12 protein-coding genes are annotated in these 11305 nt (G+C 60.8%); 4 read left to right on the top strand and 8 right to left on the bottom strand.

The features are described from left to right. Positions 1-45: 45 nt before the first annotated feature. On the bottom strand, positions 46-510 hold the full coding sequence (locus JQ575_RS17070) for a hypothetical protein (protein WP_249166700.1): 465 nt from the start codon (positions 508-510) through the stop codon (positions 46-48). Positions 511-791: 281 nt separating this feature from the next. Continuing rightward, the gene (locus tag JQ575_RS46435) at positions 792-2252 is read right to left on the bottom strand and encodes a hypothetical protein (RefSeq protein ID WP_212034394.1); all 1461 of its coding nucleotides are present in this window, start codon (positions 2250-2252) and stop codon (positions 792-794) included. Positions 2253-2522: 270 nt separating this feature from the next. Between JQ575_RS46435 and JQ575_RS17080 the strand changes: the two genes are divergently transcribed. Next, positions 2523-2840, top strand: a complete 318-nt coding sequence (locus tag JQ575_RS17080) for an antibiotic biosynthesis monooxygenase (RefSeq protein WP_212034395.1) — start codon at positions 2523-2525, stop codon at positions 2838-2840. Positions 2841-3000: 160 nt separating this feature from the next. Next, positions 3001-3504 (top strand): hypothetical protein, encoded by a 504-nt coding sequence (locus tag JQ575_RS17085; protein ID WP_212034396.1) that lies wholly within the window; start codon positions 3001-3003, stop codon positions 3502-3504. 1 nt (position 3505) lies between these two features. Here JQ575_RS17085 and JQ575_RS17090 read toward each other — a convergent pair whose 3' ends face one another. The 3 genes from JQ575_RS17090 to glgC form a co-directional block, all read right to left on the bottom strand. Further along, entirely contained in the window at positions 3506-4498 is a 993-nt protein-coding gene (locus JQ575_RS17090) for an LLM class flavin-dependent oxidoreductase (protein ID WP_212034397.1), read from the bottom strand. A gap of 217 nt (positions 4499-4715) precedes the next feature. Beyond that, positions 4716-6167, bottom strand: a complete 1452-nt coding sequence (gene glgA, locus JQ575_RS17095; protein ID WP_212034398.1) for a glycogen synthase GlgA — start codon at positions 6165-6167, stop codon at positions 4716-4718. Then, positions 6164-7423 (bottom strand): glucose-1-phosphate adenylyltransferase, encoded by a 1260-nt coding sequence (gene glgC / locus JQ575_RS17100; RefSeq protein WP_212034399.1) that lies wholly within the window; start codon positions 7421-7423, stop codon positions 6164-6166. Before glgC ends, glgA begins: the two co-directional genes overlap by 4 nt. Positions 7424-7581: 158 nt before the next feature. Between glgC and JQ575_RS17105 the strand changes: the two genes are divergently transcribed. Beyond that, entirely contained in the window at positions 7582-7803 is a 222-nt protein-coding gene (locus JQ575_RS17105; protein WP_212034400.1) for a hypothetical protein, read from the top strand. A gap of 139 nt (positions 7804-7942) precedes the next feature. Here JQ575_RS17105 and JQ575_RS17110 read toward each other — a convergent pair whose 3' ends face one another. Both JQ575_RS17110 and JQ575_RS17115 read right to left on the bottom strand, forming a co-directional pair. Beyond that, entirely contained in the window at positions 7943-8719 is a 777-nt protein-coding gene (locus JQ575_RS17110) for an IclR family transcriptional regulator (protein WP_212034401.1), read from the bottom strand. Continuing rightward, positions 8716-9531: a sugar phosphate isomerase/epimerase gene (locus tag JQ575_RS17115; protein ID WP_212034402.1), complete on the bottom strand. Its 816-nt coding sequence runs from the start codon at positions 9529-9531 to the stop codon at positions 8716-8718. Before JQ575_RS17115 ends, JQ575_RS17110 begins: the two co-directional genes overlap by 4 nt. 82 nt (positions 9532-9613) lie before the next feature. Between JQ575_RS17115 and JQ575_RS17120 the strand changes: the two genes are divergently transcribed. Further along, a complete protein-coding gene (locus tag JQ575_RS17120; protein ID WP_212034403.1) occupies positions 9614-10234 on the top strand; it encodes a nuclear transport factor 2 family protein in 621 nt (206 codons plus the stop codon). Between the two features lie 133 nt (positions 10235-10367). Here JQ575_RS17120 and JQ575_RS17125 read toward each other — a convergent pair whose 3' ends face one another. Next, positions 10368-11297, bottom strand: a complete 930-nt coding sequence (locus tag JQ575_RS17125) for an NAD(P)-dependent oxidoreductase (protein WP_212034404.1) — start codon at positions 11295-11297, stop codon at positions 10368-10370. Positions 11298-11305: the final 8 nt, after the last annotated feature.

Below are 11305 nucleotides of genomic sequence, written 5' to 3' on the forward strand. Positions count from 1 at the left end.
CCGGCGGCCGCTGCCGCCGGTCTTGCCAGTCGGACAAGCTGCCGATCAGAAGGTATCGAAAACGAAGTTCACGTCTCCACCCAGCGCGATGTTGCCGTTTCCACCGTCGCCGCCGATACCAGCCACCACTTCCTGATGCATGTCCGCCTTCAGCGAGTTTGACTGCTGCGCCGTCGTGTTGGCGTATACCTTGGAGGTATTATGGCCGCTGTCGGAGTCCTGGTTTCCGTTCGACGTGGCCTTTCCTCCCTCGGCCTTCGCAAACCACGAAGCCTTTCCGTTTGCGCCCCCGGCATCCCATTCCGCCTTTTGATTGACGTGATCGCCGGTTTTCACGTCCACGCTGGCACCGCTCGCCTTGTTGTATGGATCGAAGCTGATGCTCGGTTGGTTGACGATTTTTCCCGAGAAGCTGCCGTCGCCGCCATTTCCGGCGTTGTTGCCCCCGGTGTTGATCGATTTGAATTCGATGGAGTCGGAAACGTTGATCAATCCCTTTGCCTTGGCCATCATATCAGCCTCCGTCCTGTGTTGATTTCACGCACCATCCGTCCGGATCAGGATAGCGGATGTGTCAACAAGTCTGATCCCCACTTGCATGAGGCGGATAGATGGCAAATGGAGTGCCATCCTGTTCGGTAGGCGTTACACACGAAAGGATTACATGCCTTTTACATGCCTTGGCGCCCCTCGATGGCGACGCAGCATGGCGAAGCTGCGAGCGCGCCTGGTCGATCAGCGGGCCGCGAGCGGCTTCGGCCTCACCATCGGAGCGGCAGCGAACTCTCGCCCTATCCTATCAAATGAAGTTCAGACAGAAGATGCGTGGCGACATCACCACCCAGCGCAAGATTGCCGTGGCCGCCGTACCCGCCGATTCCCGCGATCTGGACCGAGCTCTGGTCGAACATCACATTGTTGATCTGGTCGGCTTCGGCCGTTGAATTGGGGCCAGCGATCGCAATGTTGATCGGCGCATAAATCGCGATGTTGACATCGATCATGCTGCCCGTGAAATGGCCGCTGCCTCCGTTGCCGGCAGTGTTGTCCCCGGTTGCGATGGAGCCACCTCCGAAGCCGGAGAAGACGTTTCCGCCCGCTGCGGCATTGCCGTTGCCCCCATTTCCTCCGAGGCCGGCCATCTGAAAGGAGAATTGATCCAGCTGCACGTTGTTTGCCTGGAAGGCATGCGCGCTGGAATTATACCCGGCCACCGCAATGTTGACCGGATTATATATCGCGAAGGATGCGTGGACGAGGCCTCCATAAAAGTAACCGTCGCCGCCATTACCCGCATGGTTGTCGCCAGTATGTATGAGCGAGTCAGTCCCGCCGTAGCCCGATCCGGAAGTGTGTCCGAGCATCGACACGTTGCCGCCGCCTGCCGCATTTCCGTTACCACCATTGCCACCGACACCGGCGATCTGGACGGCGGATTGATCGATCTCAACCGTATTGGACTGAGTAGCCTCGGCCGTGCCTCCAGCGCCGGCGATGGCAATATTTACGGGATGGTAGATAACGACAGGAGCATTCACCAGGCTCCCGAAGAAGTAGCCGTCGCCGCCATTGCCGGCGCCATTGCCGCCGGTCGCGATCAGGTCGGCGCCAGAAGAAGAACTGCCGACGTTTCCCCCCGATGCGGCGTTGCCATTGCCGCCGTTTCCCCCGACGCCGGCGATCTGAACGGCTGATTGATCGATACTCACATTGTTGGTTTGCTCAGCGTGGGCGCTGGAGCCATATCCAATCGCGATCGCGATGTTGATCGGCTGATAAATGAGGAAGGAGGCGTGGATGGTGCCTCCATAAAAATATCCATCTCCGCCGTTGCCGGCCTGATTGGCCCCGCTCTGGATCGTGGTGGAATCAAGCCAGCCATGGCCTGGGCCGGAACCAGAATTGAGGGCTGATACCTCTGCGCCAGTCGTCGCGCTGCCGCCTCCATCATTGCGGCCCGTCTGGCCGGCATGTTGATCGGCGTGCACCGCATTGGACTGGGCATCGGCGTTGCTTTGAATACCCCCGTGTCCGGCATCAAGCCAATCAGAACGCGCGACAGGCGGATGCATCGCGCCGACGAAGAAGCCATAGCCGCCGTCGCCAGCGCTATTGTAACCGGTGCCGATCGCGGAATTCAGTGAAGGATCCAGCCATGCCACGTCTCGAACGCCTTCGCCATCGTACCCGTCATGGTGAGGGGGCTGTTGATGATGCAGCCGGATTCCGTCGGACATCTGCCAAAAATTCATGGTCGCCTCCCTCGTCGCAATCGCACTGCACAACCCGACGGGACTCTCCCGACCCAGGGAAGGAATGTCACCCTGCGCCAGTCAAAAGCCGAGTCGTCAATTCGGATTGCAGCGCTTCGGATGATAGACGTCATAACGGCTATACCCGTTCGGGCGGAGGGTCCGCTCCAATCGCGGCGCGCGTCATTGCTGATCGAAGCGCCATATCGGCCCGCAATTGCAGTGCAGCAGGCCATCCATTAGACGCCAGCTGCAAAGAAGCTTACGATCTTGATCGGCGATTGGCGCAGCCCTTCGCTGGAAAACAACATGCGGGAGGGACCGATGGCTTCGATGATTATCCATCACAGAGTCCGCGACTACGCAGCATGGCGTCCGGGCTATGACGCCCACGAATCGAGCCGGACCGCGGCTGGAGTCACGAACTGCCGCGTCTACCGCAACACGGAAGACGCCAACGACCTTGTAATCGTTGCCAACGTGGCGGACCTGGCCAAGGCGCGCGCCTGGACGGCGAGTGATGATTTGAAGGCTGCGATGCAAAAGGCCGGTGTGGAGGGCGCGCCGACAATCCATTTGATCGGCTGATCCTTGATCGGCTGATACTCTCGGTAAGGCGACATCGGCGGGCGGTTAACCCTGTCGGCAAACATCCTGCACGCGGGTGAGGTTCCTGCGTGGACCGCCGCCAGATTGCCCCATTAGAGCGGAGAATTTGCACCGGCACTATCATGGCCGGAGAAGCATCATGTTGAGAATGGTGTTGTTGGGCCTCCTCATCCCGTTGGGCATAGGAGCACTTGCCGCCATGGAACTTAGAACTCCGCCGCGTACTGCAACAGCGGTCGTTCAGCCCCTTGCCGAGACAACCGTCGACATTTCCGATTCACATGGCGCGTTGGCGAAGGCCGATAAGCTCGAAGTTAACTATGCGAAAACCGAGACGCCAGCGCAGCCTGCTCTGGTCAACGAACGCGTTTCTCCCTCGCCGCCTCCGGAAGCCACCTTCATATGGCCTTCGGAGGCCCCCAGGATTAACCACCACCGGCAAGATCCCAAATCAAAGAAGGTCACTACCGCTGCCCTTCCCAAGCCGAAACCAAAGGCCACCGATATCAGGCGAACTGCCGATATCAGGCGCGCTACCAGTACCGAGCGTTCAAAAGCCGCCGCCAGCGAGCCCCTGCACTGCCGGCTGAGCGCGTTTGGTGGCTTGCGCAAAGCCTTGAATACAGCCGGCTGCGAAATCTAGTTCAGCGAGCTGCGATCCCTGCGGCGCGCGCGATCAGTTCGAAAGAGCGCAGCCGCTTGGCGTGATCGTAGACATCGGACACGATCATGAGTTCGTCGGCGCCGGTTTCCGCAACGAGCGCATCGATGCCGGCGCGAACAGTCTCGGGCGATCCGATGATGGAGCGCGCGAGCATGCCCATCGCCTGCCTCTTTTCCGCCGGCGACCAATAGCTCTCGATGTCGTCGATCGGCGGCTGGCTGAGGCCGCGCGCACCGCGGAAGATGTTAGTGAAGGACATCTGCTGCGTCGTCGCCAGCCGGCGCGCTTCGTCATCGCTGTCGGCGGCGATGATGTTGACGCCGACCATCGCGTAAGGACGGTCGAGCTGCTCGGACGGCTTGAAGCGGCTGCGGTAGATCTGCAGCGCCGGGATCAGGAGCTCGGGCGCAAAGTGCGAGGCGAAGGCATAGGGAAGCCCGAGTTCGCCCGCCAGCATCGCGCCGAAATTGCTCGATCCCAGAATCCATAGCGGCACTTCCGTTCCGGCCGCCGGCACCGCCTGGATGCGCTGATTGGGACCAGCCGGCGCCAGGAACGCCTGCACCTCCAGAACGTCCTGCGGAAAATTTTCGGCCGCTTCAGGCGTGCGGCGCAAGGCGCGCAGCGTGAGCTGGTCGGTGCCGGGCGCGCGGCCGAGCCCAAGGTCGATGCGGCCGGGAAACAGCCGCGCCAGCGTGCCGAACTGCTCGGCGATGACGTAGGGTGCATGGTTCGGGAGCATGATGCCGCCCGCACCGACGAGGATGGTCTTTGTTCCCGCTGCGATATGACCGATCACGACCGAGGTCGCGGCGCTCGCGATGCCGGCCATGTTGTGATGCTCCGCCACCCAGATGCGGCGATAGCCCCAAACCTCGGCATGAACCGCGACATCGCGGGCGTTATAGAGCGCGCCGCGCGCATCGGTCTCTTCGGTGACGCGGACGAGATCGAGGATAGACAGTGCAGTCATGAAAACTCCCGAACGAAACCACTTGAAATGACGCCGCCCGAGCTACAAGGCCGCATGCTTGCTAGTCCGAAACGGCTGGCTTCATCCGATTCTTGCTTCCCATATGGATACTGTCCCCGTGCGGGTCAATCTGCCGATATCGAATGGCGACCAACCGATAGCGCCGGGCGCGTCGCCGCGCCGACGACGCTAAAGCGGCCGTCCAGCCAATGCGGCGCTATTGATTCCGGCGGGACGCGACGACATCGCGGTACAGGGCAGCGTAGCGGCTCGCCCGATTGCGCCATGACACATCCGTCGACAGGCCATTGTATTGCAACCTTCGCCAGGCTTGCTGATCGTGCCACAGGATATTGGCTCGTTGCAGGGCGCCAGCGAGGGCTTCGGCCGTGACGGGTCCAAACTTCAAGCCGGTTGCAGCGCCACCGGCCTCACCTATGTCAATGACGGTGTCCGCAAGGCCGCCGACCTGCGATACGATCGGGACGGCGCCATATCGCAAGGCGCAAAGCTGGGTCAGGCCGCATGGTTCGAAGCGCGACGGCACGACCAGGGCGTCGGCGCCGGCTTGAATGAGGTGGGCGATAGCTTCGTCGTAGCCGATCAGAACCGCTATCCGCCCCGGATGCGCCTTTGCGGCGGCCTGATAAGCATGCTGGAGGCCCGCCTCTCCGCTCCCGAGCAGGACAAGTTGCATCCCCTCACCGAGGATGGTCGGGAGGTTCTCCAAGAGGATATCCAGCCCCTTTTGCCAGGACAGCCGGCTCACCACGCCGAGCAGCAGGGCGTTTGACGATGGATCAAGACCAAACCGGCGCTGCAGGGCCGATTTATTCGCCGCACGGGGATCCAGCTCGGTCGCGCTGAAACGCGCGGCGATGTCGGGGTCGGTTTCCGGATTCCAGACCGACATATCGATGCCGTTGAGGATGCCGCTCAGGACCTGTGACCGTTCGCGCAGCAACCCACCCAGCCCCATGCCTCCCTCATCTGTCTGAATCTCGCGCGCATAGGTCGGCGAAACCGTCGTGATGCGATCGGAGAATTGCAGGCCCGCTTTCAGGAAGCTGATCTCACCATAATATTCGACGCCGTGAATCGAGAAAGACTCGGGTGGCAAGCCAAACGCACCGAGCATGTGATGCGGAAACTTGCCCTGATAGGCCAGATTGTGGACCGTCATCACGGTGGCGGGCCGGCGCTGATGGGTGAGGTGCAAATAGGCAGGCGCGAGGCCAGCCTGCCAGTCATGGGCATGCACCACATCAGGCACGAACGACGGAATGGCGCCCTGGCCGATTTCTGCCGCCATCTTCGAAAGCGCGGCAAAGCGCACGCCGTTATCAGGCCAGTCCTTGCCATCAGGGGTGACGTAGGGGTTGCCGGGCCGCGCAAAGAGATGCGGCGCGTCGAGCACGAGCAAATTGAGGTTGCCATGCACGCGACCGAGCAAGCGGGCCGGACCGCCAAAAAACTCCGGCACATGGAGGAACTCCTCCGCGACCGTCAGCCCCTTGATGACATCGGGATATCCCGGCACCAGAGTCCGCGTTTCGATGCCATGCGCTTGTAGCGCAACCGGGAGCGCGCCGACGACGTCGGCAAGACCTCCTGTCTTGACGATCGGATAGATTTCAGAGGCGACCGCAAGGACGCGAAGCTCCGTCATGCATCCAGCCTGTCGATCATCGGTTGCGTGATCAGCGTGATACCCTGCGCCGTGGTTCGAAACCGTTTCGCATCGAGTTCGGGATCTTCGCCGACCACGAGACCTTCCGGGATTCGAACACCGCGATCGATCACGACATTCTTCAACCGCGCATACCGGCCCACATTCACATAAGGCATGACGACGGCATTTTCCATGTTTGCATAGGAATTGACGTGCACCCCGGTGAACAGCAGGGAGCGGCGCAATGCGGCGCCGGAGATGATGCATCCTCCGGAGACCAACGAAGTCACCGCCTGTCCCCGCCGATCCTGCTCATCGTGAACGAATTTGGCGGGCGGCGTGATCTCGGCATGGGTCCAGATCGGCCATGCACGGTCGTAAATATCAAGTTCGGGTAGAACGTCGGTGAGATCGATGTTGGCGGCCCAGTAGGCATCGACAGTTCCGACGTCCCGCCAATAGCTCCGTGGATCGCCGTCGGACCTGACGCAGGAGGTCGAGAATTGGTGCGCTACCGCCCGGCCGTTCTTGACGAGGTAGGGTATCATATCCTTGCCGAAATCATGGCTCGAATTCGGGTCGTTCGCGTCGCGCCGCAACTCGTCGAACAGGAATTTCGAGTCGAAAACATAGATCCCCATGCTGGCCAATGACTTGTCGGGCTTGCCGGGCATCGGCGGCGGATCGGCCGGCTTCTCGAGAAAGGATTTCACGATGCCATCGTCGTCCACGTCCATGATCCCGAAGCCGCTGGATTCCGCGCGCGGCATTTCCAGGCAGCCGATGGTGACGTCGGCGCGCTGTTCGACGTGCTGCTTCAGCATGCGCTCATAGTCCATCTTGTAGATGTGATCTCCGGCGAGCAGCACGATGAACCTGGCATCGTGCGACTCGATGATGTCGATGTTCTGATAAACCGCGTCCGCCGTTCCGAGGTACCAGTTGGTCTCCGAGACGCGCTGGCTCGCCGGCAGGATATCGAAACTCTCGTTGCGCTCCGGGCGAAAGAAATTCCAGCCCATCTGCAGGTGCCTGATCAGGCTGTGGGCCTTGTATTGGGTTGCAACCGCGATCCGGCGAATTCCGGAGTTCACCGCGTTGGAGAGGGCAAAATCGATGATGCGCGATTTTCCGCCGAAATAGACCGCCGGCTTGGCGCGCCTGTCGGTCAGCTCCAGGAGCCGGCTTCCACGACCGCCCGCAAGAACGAAGGCGAGCGCATGGCGTGAAAGCGGTTCGTTGACGATGGCCATCTTTGTTCTCCCTGGGAACCACAACGCATGCCCCAACGCCTTCTCTTGTCCGGAAGGCAGGGTCGGGCCACGGGACCGATAGTAGCTGGACGATTGGTTGATCGGAAAGTGGTATGTAAAACGGCCGAGTTCTGAAGTTTGTTCCTTCCACGGAAGTGGTGCCGTTCCACCGGGCCGAGTGGCTGCTGCTGGTGCGCAAGGCGGGCGTTCGATGCAGGCAATCAGGAACGCATCATGAATCGCACGATGGCGAGAAATTCGGCGTGCCGCGCGATGAAAAGAAAAAGGCCGGCGGGCATTACGCCGCCGACCTTGTCTTGCAACTGCCGGCTCGGGGGTCCTGTTCCGTTGCTTTGCATTCCGTCGTGCTGGATTGGTAGCGCGACGCGTCGGCGAGCACCATTGCACGCGGGTATGGTTCGGCCGTCCCGAGGTAGCCTGCCGCTACCCGGTTGGGATGGAGCCGGCTATCCCTTGGTTTGGGGTGTATCGTGCGACCGGACTGCCGCGCGGCCAATATCAAAAGCGGATGCGGCGCTCCAGCTCAAGCTTGGCCTCTGTCAGCGCCTCCGTCACCAACTTCTCGATCTTCGAGTCAAATCGAACGGCCGGAAGCGCGACGTTTATTGAACCAAGCGGCTCGCCGCCCTCGGACAAAATGGCCTTGGCCAATCCCACGATTCCCGGTGTGAATTCTTCGAAGGCATAGGCGATCCCTGTTTGCCTTGCCTTGACGAGCTGACGTCGCAGCTCTTTTACCGAGGAGATCGTTTTCTTGGTCGCGGCTTCGAACTCGACCTTCGCCAAATACTTTTCCCGTAATGCGTCCGGCATGTGCGCCAGGATGATTTTGCCGCCGGAAGTCGCATAGAGCGGAGCCAAGTCGCCCGTCCGCATATGTGACCCAAGCCGTTGCGAACCGCTGACAGTCGCGACAACTTCAGCCTGATTCCCCTTCAGCAGATTGAGGGCCGAGGATTCGCGCGTCTTGGCGGTGATCTCCTCCAGAATCGGAAGCGCCTGCGTCACCAGGTCCAACGGTCGAGATATCTGGCGTACGATGCTCGTGAAGCGGTCGCCAAGATGATAGTGCTTGTCGCTGCCAGAGTAGGAAACGTAACCGCGGCTAATAACCGTCTTGAGTAACTGCGTCAGGCTGCTCTTTGGAATATCGAGCGCCTCGGCTATCTCCTGATGAGGGAGCCCATTGCTGCGGCGAGCAAGCAACTCGAACAAGTCCAGGACCCGGTCCGCTGATTTTACCGCGGTGGGCGAATGCTCGAGCGGACCGTTCATGATGCTGAACCGTCGTGCTGACGGAGCAAGTCACGAGTCGCGGCCCCGGCAAGGCGCGCCCGCTCGATCACGGGCAGAGTGGCCAGCGAAGCATCTGGGGCCTCAACGCCAACCGGGGTCCCGTCCGAAAACGCATCCAGGAATGCATCGAGCCAGAGCTCACCGTTACCAGGGTACATTCGTCCGCCCCGCGCCTCCGCCTTGATTTCACCAGGTGAAGGAACATTCGCGCGGGCGTCGCAAAGATGTATGTATGAAAACAGCGACGGATCGTAGCCTGCAATGTCGCGGGGATGGCCACCAGACCTGCTGAGATGAAGCGCGTCGACCAACAGCCCGGCGTTGTCAGGCTTTACGGATTGAAGCAACTGGTGCGCTTCTGCGAGCGTGCCGATGGTCGCATATGGAATGAACTCCAGCATGGTGCGCAACCCGCACGAATGGGCAAGTTCGCAGAATGCACCGAAATTCTCGGCAAGGCGCTGGCGGTTTTCGTCAAATCCGACGGTCAGAACATACCGGGCGCCTAGATCACGACCGACTTCCAGTGCTCCGCGTAATGAGGCGACATTGGTGTCAGGCTGAATCCAGATGGCCTCGATGTCGAGGATTTCCATGTCGGTATCGCCAAGGCGCTGCTTGATGCGCTTTTGAAGTGCTGCATCCCCGACAACGGGGATGATCGTGTCACCGCGCAGTGGTGGGACGACCCGCAATCCGACCGCGTCGAACCCGCCTTCTTTGCCGGCATCGATCAGGCCGATGGGATCGGCATCAAGGACCGTCAAATGAGCGAGTGACATCCGCCGCATAATGCCTTCTGCCCTTGTGAATTGTTTATATATATGAACTATTCCGACCAAGAAACAAGTTAGCGAACGGTGAGGGTGAACAATGACTTTTTCCACAGAGACAGCCGACCGGTTGGCGATCCGCGAAGTACTTGAAAACTGGGCGATTTGGCGCGATGCCGGCGACTGGGAACGCTTCCGCACCGTCTGGCACGACGACGGGCGCATGATGGCAACCTGGTTCCAGGGCACCGCCGACGAGTTCATTGCGGTAAGCCGAGAGGGTTTTGAGCGCGGCGTCCGCATTCTGCATTTCCTTGGCGGGATCTCGATCGATATCGCGGGTACGCGCGCGATTGGACAGACCAAGATGACAATCAGCCAGCGTGCGTCGGTCGACGGTGTCGATTGCGATGTCGTCTGCACCGGGCGCTTCTACGATTTTCTTGAGAAGCGAGGCGATCAATGGGGCGTCGTTCTGCGTCAGCCGATTTACGAGAAGGATCGGATTGATCCCGTTGATCCCTCCGCCTCCCTCCAGTTGGATCGCGATCGGCTGATGAGCTTTCCCATCGGCTATCGCCACCTCGCCTATTTGCAGACCGGCATTGGATATCCGGTGAAGCGAGACATGCCCGGACTGACGGGTCCGGAGGTCGAGCGTCTCTACGCTCAAGGTGCTGGCTGGCTGAAAGGAAAACCGTTGGGGGTTGGGCCGGAGTAACGTCGCCTCAAAAGAACAGGTTGATGCTAACGCGACGACGGGGAAATGCGCCTGAAACCAGCGGAAGCAACGCGAGGCCTGGCTCGCACAAAGGCACAGTCCGGGCGCCAGGCGGCCGTTCGGCGCTGACCCGTTACGGGCCGCCCGCCTTCAACACTTCGAACACCGCGGCCGTATCCTGATCGCCCAATCCCATCGCCATGGCCTGGGTGTAAACCGGTTGCGTCATCGCAAAGAGCGGCGTTTCACAGCCGACCTCGCTGGCGAACTCCGCGATAATGGCCATGTCCTTTTTCCAGGTCGAGATCCGCATCGTTGCCGGCTCATAGAGGCGGCTTGCCATCATCGGGGCCCGCATCTGAAACATCCGTGAACCGCCCGCGCCGGGAGCGATCATCTCGATCACCTGGTTCAAATCGAGGCCGGCCCGTTCCGCGAGCAACATCGCTTCCGCCGAGGCAACGTTGTGAATGGCGACCAGGTGATTGGCGACGAACTTCATCCGGCTGCCATTGCCGTATTCCCCGAGATCGGCACTTTGCTTGGCAAAGTCGGCAAACAGACCGCCACAGCGCGCAATCGCGGCTTTAGCGCCGCTCGCATAGACGACGAGGTCCCGGACCGCAGCCTGGGCACCGGTGCCGCTGAGTGGACAGTCGAGCGCGACATGACCTGCAGGCTCGAGAAGTTGCTTGAAGCGCACCTTGTCAGCGATGGTGAACGTACTGAGTTCGACGACGATGCGCTCACCCTGCGCAGACGCGGCGATTTCCGCAGCAACCGCATGGGCAGCCCCGGCGTTGGGCAGGCTCGTCATGATCGTCGAGGCGCGGGCGGCGACGGCGCTGGTGCCATCGACGATATCAACGCCGGCAAGCGCAAGCTCGCTCCTGCGCGCCGGCTCGGTGTCGAATCCGACGACGGCCCAGCCGCGCGTGGCGAGGTTGCGGGCGATGGCGCCCCCCATGATGCCCAGTCCGATGATACCCACTGTCCGATCTGTCACGTGACCTCCAGCCTGTTGACTCCTGCCAATAACCAACTCTCGCTCGACGATTCTCACCCCACGTA

Source organism: Bradyrhizobium sp. JYMT SZCCT0428, from assembly GCF_018131075.1.
GTDB lineage: Bacteria > Pseudomonadota > Alphaproteobacteria > Rhizobiales > Xanthobacteraceae > Bradyrhizobium.